Consider the following 16300-nt stretch of genomic DNA (forward strand, 5'->3'; position numbering starts at 1 on the left):
GGTAAAATAATTGTTAAAAATACCAAATTTTCTACTTTAAAAAGTTAAATTCGCTTTTTAGGCAATATATTTGCTTTTTTTGAGTTGAAAATAATGTGTAATTTAAAAAAGTGTAAAAACTTTATCAAAAGAGTATGGTTTATCGGTTAATAATAGTATTGTTTTTTTTCAGTGTTGGAGCTTTTGCGCAGGATAATTTTATTAAGCACAAGATCTCAAAAGGAGAAAATCTTTCTGTTATTGCTAAAAAATACGGAGTAAAAGTAAAAGATATTGCAGATGCAAACCCGAATGCTCCCAAGGTATTAAAACTAAACTCAACACTTTTAATTCCGAATAAAAACAAAAGTACTGCAAAGACAAAGTCAAAAAATGAAGAAATTGCAGTAAACGATACTCCTCTTAATACTTCTGGAACTCACGAAGTAGCCTCAAAAGAAACACTGTGGGGAATTTCTAAAAAATATAATGTTTCTGTTGATGATCTTAAGAAAGCAAATCCATCTCTGGAAACCGAAGGCTTAAAAATAGGACAACAAATAAATATTCCTTCAAATAACGTAGCGTCGAATATTAGTTCGCCAAGTGAAACTCCAATTACTTCAGAAGTGGTTTCAACAGATGTGGAACTTATAAGAGAAGTTAAAGCTAAAGAAACAAAATACGGCATTTCTAAGGAATATGGTATTACAGTTGCAGAATTAGAACGTCAGAATCCGTCAATTAAAGGAAAAGTTCCTGTTGGGTATCTATTGAAGATTCGCGTTCCAAAAGAAAAAGCAGATGCTATTCAGTCTGCAAAAGCGTTGCAAGACAATAATTCACAAATAGATACTCCTTCTAATCAAGTAGCTGAAACTGCTCCAGAAATAAAAAGGGATTCAACTGTTGTAAGGACAGGAGATTATTCTGCATTAGTTGATCAGCTTATAGCAAGCGCAACTGGGAATATAGGTACTAGATATAGATCGGGTGGAACAACAAAAGCAGGTTTCGACTGTTCAGGATTAATGTTCTGTACTTTTGGCAATTTTGATATTAAACTGCCGAGAAGTTCAATAGAACAATCTCGAATAGGAACAAAAGTAGCGTCGGAGGAGGCTCAAAAAGGCGATTTAATTTTCTTTAGAACCAATGGCAGACGTCATATAAATCATGTAGGTATGGTTGTTGAAAATGTTGATGGTGAGATTAAATTTGTACATTCATCAACTCATGGCGGTGTTATGATTTCTTCTACAAAAGAACCATATTACACAAGAGCTTTCTCTCAAGTAAATCGCGTTCTGAATTAAACTTCTAGAAAAGCATTTTTCAATATTTCTAATCTAAAAGGTTTAGTCCAAAAGTCGGACACATATTTGTTCTCTTTTACTTTTTTAATTTCATCAATATCTAAAGTCGAAGAAAGCACGAAAATTTCAGTTCTTTCTTTTAAATCTTCTGGTAATCTGTCAAATTCTTCCAAAAATTCAAAACCATTCATAATAGGCATCTGAATGTCTAAAAGAATAATCAAAGGGCTTTGTGGCTGATGCTTTAGTATCCAATTAATTCCTTCTCGTCCGTTATTAGCTATGTAGATAGGATTAATGTCGAGCCCTTTTTTAAGTAATTTTTTAGTGACAAATTGATCAATCAAATTGTCTTCTATAATTATAAATTGAGATCTATACGGCATATGATGGTATTGTTACTATAAATTTACTTCCAACACTGCTTTCTGAAAATACAGAAATATCTCCTTTAATATTTTCAACAGCTTCTTTTACAATATAGAGGCCTAATCCTGAACCTTTATTTTTGTTTGTTCCAAAATACATGTCAAAAATATTGGCTTTATGATCGTCATGAATTCCAATTCCGTTATCTGTTACTTCAATTTTATTTAAGCCTTCGCTAAAATAGGTTCTTATTGTAATAAACATTTCTTGTTTGCTGCAATCTGCATACTTTATAGCATTAGAGAGTAGGTTATTGATGATTATTTTTAAACGAAGACCGTCACTTTCAATCTGATCTACTAAAAGTTCTTGCGTGAATTTAATTCTGTTTGCATTTTCAATATGCATTAATTGAAGGATGGCTTCATTGCACAACTCTTTTAGGCTTACTGGTTCCAGTATTATTTCTTTTCTTTTGTTTTTAGAATAATCAATAATGTCACTAATAAATTGATCCTGCCTTTCAAGACTTTGGTGCATCATTTCTAAATAATTTCGAACCTGTTGTGCATCGTCCTCCAATGCTGTTATTTCGATAAGACCTTTTAAAGAAGTAATTGGAGATCTCAAGTCGTGAGAGGCGCTGTAAACAAATCGGTCCAATTCGCGATTTACAATAATCAGATTTTCATTTTTCACTTCCGTTTCTTTCTTCGAAATCAGTAGTCTTTTGACCATTATCGAGTAATAAAGGCAAACGCTGCAGATTATAACCAGAATGAAAAAGATGTTTGTAATAATCAATAAGTCCTTTATTTTTCGGGTTCCTTCACCAAGGGTATTAGAAAAATTGCGTTGGTTAATGGTTAATTGGTCACTTATTGAGCTAATTTGCTTTAAGTGTTTTTTCTGATCTGTTGAGGTTAAAATATTATGTTCGATTTTTGCATTAATCTGCTGGCCAATAACAAATAAATCAAAGATTAATTTATCTCCTTCTCCCCATTCTTTTATGGCTTTAGATAAAAAGCTGACATTTTTAAAATTTTCGAATAGCCAGATAAGATCATCTAGATCATCTTCGTGATTTCGACCAATTAAAAATCCCTTTCTAGCAACTTTATTGTCTCCAGCTTTCAAAAGTGTGATTCTTGCAATACCATCTCCTTGTGGCACCTTTAATTCTTCAAGAAACAATTTCCATTGTGTATGGTTTTTGGTGAATAAATAGGTAATTAAATGTCTTGATGCATCTTTTTGTCCTTTCGAATAATGAGATTCCCCGTTTACATAAGCTCTATTGGCAGATAAGATTTTAATTGTAAAAAAATTGATGCAGATTAGCAATGCACACGAAATAAAAATGATTAAAATAAGGATGAAAACATTTGGGAAACGAAAGTTTTTTAAAGCTTGCAGTTTAGACATAATTTTAAAATTAGTAGGTTAATGAAAAAGTGCCTTTTGCGTTTTTTGTCAGTATGAATAAATAATTATTTGGGGAAATTAATCTATATTAAACATTAAACACTTGTTAAGGTATTTCGCTCTTTGTAAATGCTTTTATAATGATTATCTCAAATATAGTAAAATTTATCTTATGGTTTTAAGAAAAAAAATAGATACGGAGCAAAAATATTTCCATTCTAAATAATTTTGTTTAAGTATTTGGTAGTTAATTTGTTGTGCTTTTTTGAGGGCTTTTTTATTGGAATATTGTTGAAAAAAAGCAACTTTTGATTTCAATTTTGAAGTGAAAAAGGAATTTATGAGGCATTAAAATAAACAAAAACAAGAATTGTTTTTGTTTAAAGATTAAAGGCTGGATTCAGTGAATCGTCTCTTTAAAATTTAGCGTAAATAATCAATCGTCTAAATGCATAGATTGAAGGAACTGAAGGAAAATAAGCATCTATTCTTTTCTTAAACTCTGTTGTTAAAGCAGTAAATTCCTGATCATTCAATCTTTCTTGATATACAGTTAAGGCAGAACCCGAAATGAACTCAAAAAAGTCATCTTTTTTAGTAGAAATAATTGGATAAACTTTCTCATACAGAACCAAATCGGTACCGCCATTTTCGAAAACGATTTTAGCATATTCATCTAAAGTCAATACTGGTGAAGGACGTGTCCAATTTTTAAGATACGATGCAAAGGGCTCTTCCTGCACCAATTGAAAAAGTATTTTATTGAGGATATTTTCATTTTGCTGCGGCATCTGAACAGCCAGCTGTCCGCCTGAATTAATGCGCGATATAATTTTTGGGAAAAGCTCGTAATGATTATCAATCCATTGTAATGCGGCGTTTGAAAAAATCAAATCCCATTTGGTTTCGTCAGCAATCTGTTCTAAAATGGTTTTGTCTTTAAACTCAAGATTTTCTTGTGTTGGAGCTTTTGCCAACATTTCAGCAGAATTATCAATACCCAAAACAAATGGATTGGTAAGTTTTTGATATAATTTTTGGGTAAGTTCACCCGTTCCGCACCCGAGGTCTATAACTTTCAGATTGGGTTTGTCAATAATATGACTTGTAAGATCATGAAAAGGTTTAGAACGTTCTTCTTTAAATTCGTTGTATTTTTTTGGATCCCAAGTCATGATGCTGTTTTTATTTAAAATTAATGAAAATTTCTAATGCTTCAAAACCAAGGAAAAAAGATTGCTCTCTTGTTTTTCAATTTAAAATTGAAAAACTCATTTAAAAGTTATTCTAATTCATGCCAAAAATGATCACAGCCGTTTTTGCATTCTGTATTTCTTCTTTCTGTATCTGTAATTTTAAAAATCCAAAGTAAAGAGGTTATTACTTTTTTATGTTCATTTTCTGGCAGTGAAGCCAATTTATTTAAAGCAATTTTAGTGGAGAAACTTTTTAAGATTATAATTGGCGTGAAAGTTGGTTTTAGTGGAATACTATTTATTGCTCTTTGATACGCTTCTGAATTATAATCTGTTTTGTTTGGAATGGAATTGATAATATAGTTATGTAGAGTATTAAAAAGCTCTTTAAAACTATAATCTTCTTCTAGCAAAATACGCAACCCAAGATGAAAATCTATTTTATCTTGAGCAATTTTGTTAATAAGCATTTCTATATCTTTCAATTCTTATTTCTTTTGAATTGACTTTCCAAATTCTATTCTCAAGCTGTCTTGAGTAAATAAGAGTCTTTTCTTTTGGCTCTCAGTTAATTCATTATTTAAAAATATTTGCTGTAAATCTCTTTGGATTTGCATATAATCACCAATATAACGTTCGTCTAATTGAGTATAAAATTCCTCAATAGCTTTGTTAGTTTTTTGAATTTTATGTTGCTTGAAGTTATTCTGTAATAGATAAATGATGAAGAAAAGAGTAATAAAAATTAATAATCTGAAAACTATTTTTTGGTTCATATTAATTGGTTTTAACTGCCAAATATAAAAAAAGATTTTTGTCTTGTAGTCGTTGTTTGCGTAAGGGATAGGAACGGCATCCTTTTATGGTGGGGTTCACCATAAAAGATACAGTGAATAGCCCGACCCGAAGGGATACGTCCAAATTATTTTTGATAAAGATTAGGGGTAAATCTTGCTAAATATGATCTTTTTTAAGAATTTATAGATTTTATAAATTAAAGATTATGATTTCCAAAAAAAGTATATCTTTAGCCAACCTAAACCAATAAAAATGCAAGAAAACGACCAAGAACATTTTAAAAGAGAACTCGGCCTCTTAGACGGAACCATGCTTGTGGTTGGCTCTATGATCGGATCCGGGATATTTATTGTAAGCGCCGATATAGCCCGACAAGTGGGTTCGGCGGGATGGCTTACATTGATCTGGCTTTTGTCTGGATTTATTACTGTTGTCGCAGCAGTTAGTTACGGCGAATTGAGTGCGATGTTCCCAAAAGCAGGAGGACAATATGTTTACCTAAAAGAAGCTTATAACAAGCTGATTGCCTTTTTATACGGCTGGAGTTTTTTTGCGGTTATTCAGACTGGAACTATCGCGGCAGTAGGAGTGGCTTTTTCAAAATTTGCAGCTTATTTGTATGAGCCGTTAAGTGATGAAAATATTCTTTACGAATTAGGCGCTTTTAAACTAAATGCAGCGCAGCTAGTTTCGATTTTAACCATTATCATTCTGACTTTTATTAATAGTCGTGGAGTGAAAAACGGAAAAATTCTACAAACCGTTTTAACCATAATTAAAATTTTATCGCTTCTTGGTTTAGTCATTTTTGGATTAACGCTTGCTGCGAAAGCTTCTGTTTGGGATGCAAATTGGGCAGACGGATGGAGCACAAGAACATTTGACAAAGAAAACGGTTCATGGCTTCCAATTAGCGGAACGGCTTTAATTTCTGGAATATCTGCAGCAATGGTTGGATCATTGTTTTCTAGCGATGCGTGGAACGGTGTGACTTTTATCGCTGGTGAAATTAAAAATCCGAAACGAAATGTTGGGCTTAGCTTGTTTCTAGGAACTTTTATTGTTACTTCTCTTTATGTTGTGACAAATCTGATGTATTTGGCTGTAATTCCGTTTGACGAAATTGCAACAGCAAAGTTTGATCGTGTTGCAGTTGTGGCTTCAGACTATATTTTTGGAAATATCGGAGCTTTGATTATCGCAATTATGATCATGATTTCGACTTTTGCCTGCAACAACGGATTAATTATGGCTGGCGCAAGAGTATATTATACAATGGCAAAAGATGGTTTGTTTTTCAAAAAAGCAGCTGTTTTAAATAGTTCGAGTGTTCCTGCTTGGGCACTTTGGGCGCAATGTGTTTGGGCTTCGGCTTTATGTCTAACAGGGAAATATGGCGATTTATTAGATTTCGTAATTATCATTGTACTGATTTTTTACATTTTGACTATTTACGGAATTTTTATTCTAAGAAAAAAAATGCCAGATGTAGAAAGACCTTATAAAGCTTTTGGATATCCGTTTTTGCCAATGGTATATATTATTGTAGCATCAGCAATTTGCGTTTCGTTATTAATTACAAAATTTTCAACCTGTGGCTGGGGAGTATTAATTATGTTAACCGGAATTCCAGTTTACTATTTAACAAAGCCAAGCGAATAATATTTTCTATTTGAAGTTGAAAAACTATCTAAATAAAAAAGCATCTTGATCTATTTCAAGATGCTTTTTTATTTAAGGTATGCGCGGTTTACTAATTGGATAAATCGTTATTAATTTTTTCTTCTGTTGGTCTTAGAAAAAGAAGATAAATAATGAGAAGAATTCCGAATAGTATAAAATCGGGTTTAAGAAATAAAATAATAAAAGCAGCACCTTCCAAAACTGCCCATCGCATAATTGAAGCTGTTTGGTAGATAGGCAATTTATCTTCAAGTTTTAGCTTTGGGTCAATCTGTTTTAATTGCGCTTTAAATAATATACTACTCAAAACAAAGGCTAGAACAGGAATTGCAAGATATATTATGGAAGCAGAATCAACATTAGGAACTTGTAGTGTTTCTAGCGAAATATCGCCCACAATAAAATAAGCGATAATGGTTCCTGCGCAAATGCCAAGATGGATAATTTGTAAAGCTTTGATTTTTTCGGTCATAATTTGGTTTAGATTTGAGGTTGATCATGCAATTTAAGATTAATTCTTTTTAAATCAATTATTTATGTTTGAGTTTTACTAAACTGCGAAGTTTGCAAACAAAAAAAAGACACTGTAATTAGTGTCTTTTAAATGTAAATAATCGTTGAAAAACTCTAGTTATATGGTAACTGGTTCATCAACAGATTTTATAGTTGAATTAATAATAGACAAAGTAAGCGGATCGGTTTCTCCAGAGAAGAAAGCGTCCAAAATTTCCTGAAATATCGGATTTGCATTTTCAACCAAAGAAAACAAAGTCATACATGAACGTAGTTTTCGAGCATCTAAATCTCCTAAAATTCCGTCAGCCGATTTCATTTTAAAAGTCAAAAACAACTCTGAAATTTCAATTAAATGTTTTCCCAAAATTGGATGCTCCAAATAATCTGTAGCTTCTTTTAAATCATTAATGGCATAAAGATTTGCAGTATCGCTTTTTCCTAAGCCTTTTATTTGCGGGAAAATGAACCACATCCAGTGTGTTTCTTTTTTCCCTTTACTGATTTCAGAAAGAGCGGTAAGATAAAGTTTGTTCTGTGCGTCTAAGAAACGCGCTAAATCATTGTTCGAATAAGCCATTACGGTATTGTATTTTAAAAAAGGTTGCAAAAATAGTAAAAAAGATAGGTTTTGCCTAGTAAAAGGTTCATATAGTGCATGTTTTAACTTTTTAAAGAAGGAATATCTTACGTTGTTTTAAGTAAAAATTACTTCTTTTTAAAGATTCAATGCTATAAAAATCAAAGATTTCGATTGGTTCTTCTAAAGGTAAGATTGATCCTTGGCAAAACATCACGAGCCGTTTTTGGAACTTGATGTTGCCAAAAACTATTAGTAGTTCCAGCCATCAACAAAAAGGACCCATGATGTAGCGGAATCTCAATTGGCGGGATTTCTTTTCTGAATTTATGGCGAAGTTTAAACATTCTCGTTTCTCCAAAAGTGACGGAAGCAATAATAGGATTTGGCCCTGTATTATGTTCTTTATCGCTATGCCAACCTACGCCATCATTTCCGTCTCGGTATAAATTCAATAATACGGTATTAAAATCAAGCTGTGTTTCTTTTTCTACACGGCCTCTAATTTTTAACAATTCATAAGTCCAATCTGGTCCGTTTGGATCTGCGCCAGGATTATCTTTATCTTCATACCAAGAAATCATTCGCGGAACGGTATAAGTTTTATCGTAAATTTCCATTTCATACTCTCTCCATTTGGTTTTGCGAAGTATTCTCTCGTAAAAAGCATCAGATTCTTCTTTGGTAAAAAAATTATCGATTAAAATTAACTCAGAATCTGGAATGTCAAATATTTTTTTTCCTTCCAAACCTGTGGTAAATAATTCGGTATCGCTAAATAGTGTCATAATTCAGATTTTAGTTTTACAGCTCTATTTTTTATTGGTTTAGGAAATGAAAAGTTGTTTGTTAAAGAATATTTTTCTCGGATGTTTTTCTGCGTAAGCAAAAATTAACTGTTCAATATATTGATTGCTTTTATAAGGCGTAACATAATTTTTTACTTCATCAGAATCGTTGATGGCAACATCTCTCGGAATGTATCCCATTCCATGAAAATGACCATTTTCGATCCAAATACAGCTTCTTTCGTCTCTAGAACGTCCTTTGTCTATAATGGCAAAACTTGGTCTGTTATTCAATAAAAATTCAATAGCATTGTCAACTTGTTCGTTATGAAATGAAACGTCTGGCAAATCTCTTGTATCATTATTTTGGAAAAATTCGCCTTCTTCGGGTCTTGTATATTTGCAAAAACGATGATCGATTTCAAAATGCTCGGCTAGAGTTCGCAATAAATTGATGCCATCGTATTGGCTATTAAACTCATGAATACAAGTCTGAAATTTACTCAATTTACCAACTGCCAAATATTTATAGCCGTTTCGAGCTTCGTATTGATAAATGCCAAATTTGGCTTCAAAACGTTTTAAGGCTCTATTATAAGTGGGCCAAAGTTTTTTGATTTCCGTACATTCTAAAAGAAGCGCCATGAGTTCGGTCGCGCAGACTTCAAAAGATATTCCATGAATATCTCTTAAAAAATGCTGTCTTTGCGGTTTGATATTGTTTCCTGTAAAATGAGAAGTGACACGCTTTTTTAAGTTGATTGCTTTTCCAACATAAATCACTTTTTTTGCCTGATTATAAAAATAATAGACTCCTGGTTTGTCAGGTAAATTATTAAAATCTTCTTGTGGTAAATTGGGTGGCAAGCGCTGATCTTGCGCTGTTTTCTTGATCATTTTATCTATTTCTCCAGCATCGTCCCATTCCAATAAAAGCGAAAATAAAAGAGCAGTAGCATCGGCATCTCCGCCGGCACGGTGTCTATTTTCTAAAGATATATTTAAAGAATTGCACAGATTTCCTAAACTATAAGAACCCAATCCAGGTTTGATTTTTCGAGCTGCACGAACTGTACAAAGCTTTTTTGCCGACCATTTAAAACCCGCTTGCTCCAGTTGATGATGAACGAATGAATAATCAAAGTTCACGTTGTGGGCAACAAAAATACGATCGGTAAGCATTTCCAAAACTTTCTCTGAAATATCATCAAAAATGGGCGCATTGGCTACCATTTCGTTGTTAATTCCTGTCAATCCAAAAATAGAAGGAGGTATGTCCTGTTCAGGATTTACAAGTGTTTCATAACGATCCAATACATTTGTACCGTCATGAATAATAATGGCAATTTCTGTAATACGGCTTCCACTGGCATTTCCGCCTGTGGTTTCAATATCGACTATGGCATATTCTTGCTTCTTCATTTGTGTATAACGTAAGTTGTTCTTTAGTTATTTTTTGAGTTTTCGGTCTCAGTTTTCAGTCTCAATGGTCAATACTCTGAATACTTCTACTGAACACTGAACACTAAAACTTCATTCGGTGTCTCGGAAGATTAATTTCATGTCCTTGCGGATAAGGCGCTCGATGCGTCAAACTAACATCTTCCTTTATCTGATTTTGTGTTCTGTATTGATCTTTAGAATCCATATATCGTGGATCTGGGATAAAAGGCATTTTGGCCATTTTGAGAATCGTAATGGTCGGAAAATGATAGTCGACCTCAACATTCCCTAACAAAAGATAACAGCCTCCACCCTGAAAAGGATGTTTTGCAAGACTATCTGGAAAATGTGCCGTATCAAAATAAGTGCCTTCATGATCGATCCAAGTTCCAAAATACATCGAACCCTTTTTGGTCGGGACGTGTTTTCTAGAAATGAGATAGGCCAGCATTCTAACTTGTCTTTTATGGTGTTTTACTAAATCTTTTGCCATAATATCACCTCTATGTTTGGTTTGTAAAAGATCGAAAACCGTACAAGAAACAGGAAAACTCAATAATTCGATTTCATCAAAAGCATCTTCAAAAACAGAACGTTCCAAAACAGGTAATTTGAATTCTTTTACCGGTTCTTGCAAAAGCATCAAATTTCGATTTTCGGGTTTAAAATTGTTTAAAAGCAAACTCGCACTAATCAAAAGCTGATTTTTTGTTTTTCCTGTAAAGCGAAAAGCACCAATAAAAATGAGAACTTTAACACCTTCAATTCCAATTGGAATACGATTGATGAAATTTTCCAGAGAAATATAATCGCCGTTTTTATCTCTTTCTGATGCTATTAAATTTGCAATTTTAGATTCTAAACTCTGTACATGCATGAACCCTAGATAAATATCGGTTCCGTATAAAGTCGTTTGATATTCACTTTTATTCACACACGGATTATGAACTGTCCCTCCCGACATTCTAGCTTCGTGCACATAAACTTCGGTTCTATAAAATCCGCCTTGGTTATTAATTACCGCTGTCATAAATTCTACAGGATAATTAACTTTCAAATACAAACTCTGATAACTCTCAACGGCATAAGAAGCCGAGTGCGCCTTGCAGAAAGAATAACCCGCAAAAGATTCAATCTGGCGGTAAATTTCCTGACTCAAAGCTTCTGGATGCCCTTTTTGCGCGCAGCTTGCAAAGAAATTATCTTTTACTTTTTGTAAAGCTTCCAACGATCTTCCTTTTCCTGACATGGCACGACGAAGAATATCGCCATCAGGAGCGGGAAGTCCGCCATAATGTTGGGCAATTTTTATCACATCTTCCTGATACACCATAATGCCATATGTTTCGCCAAGATGTTCTCTAAAAACCTCATGAAAATATTCAAACTGATTTGGATTATTATGACGAAAAATATACTCTTTCATCATTCCAGATTGTGCAACTCCAGGACGAATAATAGACGAAGCCGCCACCAGAATTTTATAATTATCACAATTCAATCGGCGTAATAACCCGCGCATCGCGGGACTTTCGATATAAAAACAGCCAATTGTGTCTCCTTTTGCTAAATAAGAATTGCAAACCGCTTCATCTTTAGAAATAGAAGTATTGCGAATGTCTACTTTTATACCTCTATTTTTTTCAATCAATTTTACACTATCATCAATATGTCCGATACCACGCTGGCTTAGAATATCGAATTTGTCAAAACCAATTTCTTCGGCAATATGCATATCAAAAAGCACAATTGGAAAACCTTTTGGAGGCATTTCCAAAGGTGTGTAATTGGTAATTGGTTCTTCAGAAATAATAATTCCACAGGCATGCATACTGCGCTGGTTGGGATATTTCTGCATCATAAAACCATATTCTTGAACCAATTTCACAATCTTATTTGTAGGATGAAGTTCTTCTGGATTTTTTGCCAATACATCTAATTCTTCTTTCGGAAGACCAAAAACTTTTCCAACTTCTCTGAAGATAGAACGGTATTTAAACTCCACATTGGTTCCGCAGAAAGCAACATGATCTCGGCCGTATTTTCCGAATATATATTCTAAAATTTCATTGCGTTCCTGCCAGCTCCAGTCAATGTCAAAATCGGGTGGAGTTTTCCGGTTAAGATTTAAAAAACGTTCAAAATACAAATCGAGTTCTATAGGACAGATATCAGTAATTCCGAGGCAATAAGCTATTATGCTGTTGGCACCGCTTCCGCGACCAATATGCATAAATCCTTGACTATTGCTGTATTGAATTATATCCCAAGTAATTAAGAAATAGGCACTAAATTTTAATTCGTCAATAACTTTCAGTTCTTTTTCGACACGTGCTTTTGCTATTGTATTTTCTTTTCCATAACGACGTTCAAAACCCTCCAACGCCAAGCCAGTAAGCATTTTTATATCTTCTTCACGGCTTTTGGTAAAGAATTTTTTGTTTTGTGAAACACCAAATTCATATTGAAAATTACATTCGTCAATGATGCGTTGTGTGTTTGAAATGATTTCAGGATATTTTTCATAGAAAGGCAAAAGTGCTTCCAATGGTTTTATAAAATCAGAAGTTTTGCAATAATCCGCTTCAGTAAGTTTTGACAGAATAATATTCGTATCAACTGCACGTAGTACTTTATGCAGATTATATTCTTTTTTACTGCTAAAAGTTACGGGCTGTAAAATCACCATTTTGGCAATTTTATTTTTATGTTTAGAGGTTAAAAGACCAGAAACTTCTTCGGTACGCACTCCAATAAATTCATTTTTATGAAGCGTTTCGGGAGCATTTTCTAAAGTATAAATTACAAAAGCCTCCTTAAATTCAGGAGCTCGTAAAGGTAAAGTTTCTCCGCTGAAATTATACTCAGTTAAAAAACGATTCATTTCAGCTAATCCTTTGGCATTTTTAGCTAAACCAATATATCGGAATTGATGATGACAGCGAAATTCCATTCCAACCAAAGGCTTGATTTCGTTTTTCTCGCAATCTCTTATAAAATCATAAATTCCAGTTACAGTATTAATATCTGTCAAGGCCATTGCTTTTACGCCACAAGAAACAGCCAGACCAACAAGATCTTTTAGCGGAATCGTGCCGTAACGTAAGGAATGATAGGAATGACAATTAAGATACATTATTTCTTGCGTTTTAAAATTTCGTCTTTAGTATTCGGTTTAAAATGAGCTCCGGCACAGCGCATTACGGCATCAAAACCGTAACGGCTTTTCATTTTATCCATCGCTTCATAAAGTGAAAGCATTTCCTGAGTATCTTCAAAAAGATCAATTTGATAGGTTCCGCGCACCAATCCGCTAAAGCGAACACCAATCAAGCGCAGACGCATACGACGCTGATACACTTTTTCAAAAAGTTCCATTACATTTTTAGTCAAAACATGATCGGCAGAAGTATAAACAACTCGACATTGTTTGGTTTCGGTATCAAAATTGGCGTAACGAATTTTAACCGTAACGGTTGAAGTCAGCCATTGTTCTGAACGCAATTGAAAAGCTAGTTTTTCGACCATTCCCAAAAGCACTCTTTTGAGTTTCGCAATATCAATGGTATCTTGAGAAAAAGTATGTTCTGTAGAAATAGATTTTCTTTCGCTATATGGTTCTACAGGTGTATGATCGATTCCGTTCGCTTTTTTCCAAATATCAAGGCCGTTTTTTCCAATCATTTGCTGTAAAACCTCAGCAGGCATTTCGGCTAAAGTTTGAATTTTACGAACACCAATTCGAGACAAGAGTTGAAAAGTTACGGTTCCGACCATTGGTATTTTCTGAATCGAAAGCGGATTCAAAAAAGTCTGTACCTTATGTTCTGGAATTTCAAGATTTCCTACTGGTTTGCCTTCGCCTGTAGCGATTTTAGAAACGGTTTTGTTGATCGATAACGAAAAACTAATCGGAAGTCCAGTTTCTTTAATTACTTTTTGTGCCAATTCATCTGTCCATTTATAACTTCCATGAAATTTATCCATTCCTGTAATATCCAGATAAAATTCGTCGACACTTGCTTTTTCTAAAACAGGTGCTTTTTCTTGGAGAATCTCAGTAACATCGTGAGATAGTCGCGAATACAATTCCATATCTCCTTTCATGACTTTCGCCTGCGGGCAAAGTTTCATTGCCATTGCGATAGGCATTGCAGAACGCACACCAAATTTGCGGGCTTCATACGAACAAGAAGCTACAACGCCACGATCGCCTCCGCCAATAATAAGCGGAATATCATTAAGTTCAGAATTGGTGAGTCGTTCGCAGGATACAAAAAAGGTATCCAAATCCATATGTACAATTGCCCGTGCCATTTTTCCTTATTGTTTTTGTATGAAACAAAATTAGTACAGGTGGTAACATTTTTTTGTATATTTGCTGTTCCAAATTATAACAAATTTATTATGTCCTTATTTTCAGACAACATCAGAGCGTTAAGGGTTAAGCATAAAATATCACAGGAGAAATTAGCTGAAAACCTTAGTATTACAAGAGGAAGATACGTGAAATACGAAGACGGAACTTCGGAAGCACCGTATGATATTCTAAAGAAGATTGCGTTATATTTTCATATGAGTATTGACTTGATATTATCTGTCGATATACGTAAAATTGATGTGCAAAATTTGATAAAATTGGAAGGTAACCGACTTATTTTGCCCATTCAAGTGGATAGTTTTGGAGAAAATTTTATTGAAATTGTATCTCAAAAAGCAAAAGCAGGATATTTGAACGGATATGCTGATCCTGAATATATTGAAAGTTTACAGCAAATTACACTTCCGTTTTTAGGACCTGGAAAACATCGCGGATTTCCCGTTGAAGGCGATTCAATGCCTCCACACGAAGACGGTTCTATCATTATTGGTCGTTATGTAGAAAAACTAGGAGAGGTGATGGACGGTAAAACCTATATTCTGATTACTAAAAATGAAGGAATGGTGTACAAACGTCTCAATAAAAACAAAAAGAACTCTTTGGTTTTAGAATCCGATAACAGTTTTTATCCGAATTATGAAGTGAAAGCTTCTGATATTTTGGAGATTTGGGAATATGAATGTAATATTGGCCGTTCGGATAAAAAACAAGAAATGACAGAAACCGGAGCAATGAAAGATTTGCTTTTAGAATTGAAACGTGAAGTTCGAGAGATTAAGAATAATACTTCGAATACCTAGAGGTTCATTAACTATAGAAATTAAGAGTAATGATATTTATTGTTTATACAGGCACAGTGAGTTTTATAACAAGAACAGAATTAACACTTGCAGAATGGGATAAACGATTTCACAAGTTTCTAAGAGTTATTGGTTTTATTAGTGATGAAGAATTTCTGGACGAACTTCGATTTTCATATCGTGTTGATGATAAGACTGTTGAAGAGATTAATGAAATAATCAGTAAAAAGAGTTTTGTCAGTATTAGAATTACAAACAAAGTTTTTGAAGGCTTTCGATATGCTGAGAATTATTTAGATTTTACAACTATAGAAGGACAGATTTTGTATTTTGAAGATTGGAATTTTATATTTCGAGTGTTTATGAAGAATATTTTCTTTGGTGCTTTTTAGGCGGAATAGCAGATGTCCAAAGAGAAATTAAATTAAGCGAAGAGGATATCAAAAAATATAAAGAAATTGGTTTAGCACAAATAGATTATTTGATTGATAATTTGCAGAAAATGAATTCAATCGAATATGAAAAAGCAATTGCCGAAAATAGGAAATTACTTTAAACCGACTACTTTATGAATATCCAAAAAGCCAAAATCGAAGATCATATCTGTTTAACGGAAATCACCAAAAAGTCAAAGGCGTATTGGGGATATTCGGATGAGCAAATGAAGAAATGGAGTAATAATCTAACCATCACCATAGATTATATCAAAACAAATCCTGTTTTTAATTTGGTTGATGAGAATCAGATTGTTGGTTATTATTCTTATTTAAGATTAGAAAACAATCAGGTAAAATTGGATAACTTATTTATTTTACCTGAATATATAGGAAAAGGATTTGGTTCTTTTCTAATGAATGATTTTTTGGAAAGAATGCGAAATGAAAAATGTCAAAAAATCATTTTAGATTCAGAACCAAATGCCGAACAATTTTACCAGAAAATCGGATTTACAAAAATCGGTGAATTTGAAACTTCCATAAAAAATAGATTCATGCCGATTATGGAAATGAATCTTTAATTCTGGAG

General features: G+C 33.4%; 16 protein-coding genes. 5 read left to right on the forward strand and 11 right to left on the reverse strand.

The genetic code is table 11. The features are described from left to right. The first annotated feature begins 134 nt into the window (after nucleotides 1-134). Nucleotides 135-1295: a C40 family peptidase gene (locus QLQ95_RS13565; protein ID WP_482500263.1), complete on the forward strand. Its 1161-nt coding sequence runs from the start codon at nucleotides 135-137 to the stop codon at nucleotides 1293-1295. Here the strand turns inward: QLQ95_RS13565 and QLQ95_RS13570 are convergent. From QLQ95_RS13570 to QLQ95_RS13590, 5 genes are all read right to left on the reverse strand, one after another. After that, nucleotides 1292-1681 carry a response regulator gene (locus tag QLQ95_RS13570; protein ID WP_482500264.1) on the reverse strand — a complete coding sequence of 130 codons (390 nt, stop codon included), beginning with the start codon at nucleotides 1679-1681 and terminating at the stop codon, nucleotides 1292-1294. The two genes, QLQ95_RS13565 and QLQ95_RS13570, sit on opposite strands and share 4 nt — an antisense overlap. Further along, nucleotides 1671-3092: a sensor histidine kinase gene (locus tag QLQ95_RS13575; protein ID WP_482500265.1), complete on the reverse strand. Its 1422-nt coding sequence runs from the start codon at nucleotides 3090-3092 to the stop codon at nucleotides 1671-1673. Before QLQ95_RS13575 ends, QLQ95_RS13570 begins: the two co-directional genes overlap by 11 nt. A 416-nt stretch (nucleotides 3093-3508) precedes the next feature. Beyond that, entirely contained in the window at nucleotides 3509-4267 is a 759-nt protein-coding gene (locus tag QLQ95_RS13580; protein WP_095928775.1) for a methyltransferase domain-containing protein, read from the reverse strand. A 107-nt stretch (nucleotides 4268-4374) separates the two neighbouring features. Further along, nucleotides 4375-4758 (reverse strand): DUF5958 family protein, encoded by a 384-nt coding sequence (locus tag QLQ95_RS13585; RefSeq protein ID WP_482500266.1) that lies wholly within the window; start codon nucleotides 4756-4758, stop codon nucleotides 4375-4377. Nucleotides 4759-4776: 18 nt separating this feature from the next. After that, complete coding sequence (locus QLQ95_RS13590; protein WP_320492943.1) at nucleotides 4777-5064, reverse strand: hypothetical protein; 288 nt, start codon at nucleotides 5062-5064, stop codon at nucleotides 4777-4779. Nucleotides 5065-5338: 274 nt separating this feature from the next. Between QLQ95_RS13590 and QLQ95_RS13595 the strand changes: the two genes are divergently transcribed. Beyond that, nucleotides 5339-6748, forward strand: coding sequence for an APC family permease (locus tag QLQ95_RS13595; RefSeq protein ID WP_482500267.1), 1410 nt, complete (start codon nucleotides 5339-5341; stop codon nucleotides 6746-6748). A 91-nt stretch (nucleotides 6749-6839) separates the two neighbouring features. Here QLQ95_RS13595 and QLQ95_RS13600 read toward each other — a convergent pair whose 3' ends face one another. The 6 genes from QLQ95_RS13600 to dinB form a co-directional block, all read right to left on the reverse strand. Beyond that, nucleotides 6840-7241, reverse strand: coding sequence for an MFS transporter (locus QLQ95_RS13600; protein WP_095928779.1), 402 nt, complete (start codon nucleotides 7239-7241; stop codon nucleotides 6840-6842). 159 nt (nucleotides 7242-7400) lie between these two features. Further along, nucleotides 7401-7862 (reverse strand): DUF1810 domain-containing protein, encoded by a 462-nt coding sequence (locus QLQ95_RS13605; RefSeq protein ID WP_427872439.1) that lies wholly within the window; start codon nucleotides 7860-7862, stop codon nucleotides 7401-7403. Nucleotides 7863-8023: 161 nt separating this feature from the next. Further along, entirely contained in the window at nucleotides 8024-8650 is a 627-nt protein-coding gene (locus QLQ95_RS13610; RefSeq protein WP_095928781.1) for an alpha-ketoglutarate-dependent dioxygenase AlkB family protein, read from the reverse strand. A gap of 39 nt (nucleotides 8651-8689) precedes the next feature. Beyond that, nucleotides 8690-10072: an exonuclease domain-containing protein gene (locus tag QLQ95_RS13615; RefSeq protein ID WP_320492946.1), complete on the reverse strand. Its 1383-nt coding sequence runs from the start codon at nucleotides 10070-10072 to the stop codon at nucleotides 8690-8692. Between the two features lie 103 nt (nucleotides 10073-10175). Beyond that, nucleotides 10176-13229, reverse strand: a complete 3054-nt coding sequence (locus tag QLQ95_RS13620) for a DNA polymerase III subunit alpha (protein WP_482500268.1) — start codon at nucleotides 13227-13229, stop codon at nucleotides 10176-10178. Continuing rightward, a complete protein-coding gene (gene dinB / locus QLQ95_RS13625; RefSeq protein ID WP_320492948.1) occupies nucleotides 13229-14410 on the reverse strand; it encodes a DNA polymerase IV in 1182 nt (393 codons plus the stop codon). The genes QLQ95_RS13620 and dinB overlap by 1 nt, the downstream gene beginning before the upstream one ends. A 90-nt stretch (nucleotides 14411-14500) precedes the next feature. Here dinB and QLQ95_RS13630 point away from each other — a divergent pair, with 90 nt between their 5' ends. The 3 genes from QLQ95_RS13630 (at nucleotide 14501) to QLQ95_RS13640 (ending at nucleotide 16292) form a co-directional block, all read left to right on the forward strand. Continuing rightward, the gene (locus tag QLQ95_RS13630) at nucleotides 14501-15274 is read left to right on the forward strand and encodes an XRE family transcriptional regulator (RefSeq protein WP_095928784.1); all 774 of its coding nucleotides are present in this window, start codon (nucleotides 14501-14503) and stop codon (nucleotides 15272-15274) included. 29 nt (nucleotides 15275-15303) lie between these two features. Continuing rightward, complete coding sequence (locus tag QLQ95_RS13635) at nucleotides 15304-15666, forward strand: hypothetical protein (RefSeq protein WP_482500269.1); 363 nt, start codon at nucleotides 15304-15306, stop codon at nucleotides 15664-15666. A 176-nt stretch (nucleotides 15667-15842) separates the two neighbouring features. After that, nucleotides 15843-16292: a GNAT family N-acetyltransferase gene (locus QLQ95_RS13640; RefSeq protein ID WP_095928786.1), complete on the forward strand. Its 450-nt coding sequence runs from the start codon at nucleotides 15843-15845 to the stop codon at nucleotides 16290-16292. Nucleotides 16293-16300 lie beyond the last annotated feature (8 nt).

This window comes from Flavobacterium sp. B330r (assembly GCF_056824325.1).

What these genes read in the sequence shown, in the direction of transcription:
- QLQ95_RS13565 (WP_482500263.1), top strand. Translation starts at nt 135, where the DNA reads ATGGTTTATCGGTTAATAATAGTATTGTTTTTTTTCAGTGTTGGAGCT.
- QLQ95_RS13570 (WP_482500264.1), bottom strand. Translation starts at nt 1,681, where the DNA reads ATGCCGTATAGATCTCAATTTATAATTATAGAAGACAATTTGATTGAT.
- QLQ95_RS13575 (WP_482500265.1), bottom strand. Translation starts at nt 3,092, where the DNA reads ATGTCTAAACTGCAAGCTTTAAAAAACTTTCGTTTCCCAAATGTTTTC.
- QLQ95_RS13580 (WP_095928775.1), bottom strand. Translation starts at nt 4,267, where the DNA reads ATGACTTGGGATCCAAAAAAATACAACGAATTTAAAGAAGAACGTTCT.
- QLQ95_RS13585 (WP_482500266.1), bottom strand. Translation starts at nt 4,758, where the DNA reads ATGCTTATTAACAAAATTGCTCAAGATAAAATAGATTTTCATCTTGGG.
- QLQ95_RS13590 (WP_320492943.1), bottom strand. Translation starts at nt 5,064, where the DNA reads ATGAACCAAAAAATAGTTTTCAGATTATTAATTTTTATTACTCTTTTC.
- QLQ95_RS13595 (WP_482500267.1), top strand. Translation starts at nt 5,339, where the DNA reads ATGCAAGAAAACGACCAAGAACATTTTAAAAGAGAACTCGGCCTCTTA.
- QLQ95_RS13600 (WP_095928779.1), bottom strand. Translation starts at nt 7,241, where the DNA reads ATGACCGAAAAAATCAAAGCTTTACAAATTATCCATCTTGGCATTTGC.
- QLQ95_RS13605 (WP_427872439.1), bottom strand. Translation starts at nt 7,862, where the DNA reads ATGGCTTATTCGAACAATGATTTAGCGCGTTTCTTAGACGCACAGAAC.
- QLQ95_RS13610 (WP_095928781.1), bottom strand. Translation starts at nt 8,650, where the DNA reads ATGACACTATTTAGCGATACCGAATTATTTACCACAGGTTTGGAAGGA.
- QLQ95_RS13615 (WP_320492946.1), bottom strand. Translation starts at nt 10,072, where the DNA reads ATGAAGAAGCAAGAATATGCCATAGTCGATATTGAAACCACAGGCGGA.
- QLQ95_RS13620 (WP_482500268.1), bottom strand. Translation starts at nt 13,229, where the DNA reads ATGTATCTTAATTGTCATTCCTATCATTCCTTACGTTACGGCACGATT.
- dinB (WP_320492948.1), bottom strand. Translation starts at nt 14,410, where the DNA reads ATGGCACGGGCAATTGTACATATGGATTTGGATACCTTTTTTGTATCC.
- QLQ95_RS13630 (WP_095928784.1), top strand. Translation starts at nt 14,501, where the DNA reads ATGTCCTTATTTTCAGACAACATCAGAGCGTTAAGGGTTAAGCATAAA.
- QLQ95_RS13635 (WP_482500269.1), top strand. Translation starts at nt 15,304, where the DNA reads ATGATATTTATTGTTTATACAGGCACAGTGAGTTTTATAACAAGAACA.
- QLQ95_RS13640 (WP_095928786.1), top strand. Translation starts at nt 15,843, where the DNA reads ATGAATATCCAAAAAGCCAAAATCGAAGATCATATCTGTTTAACGGAA.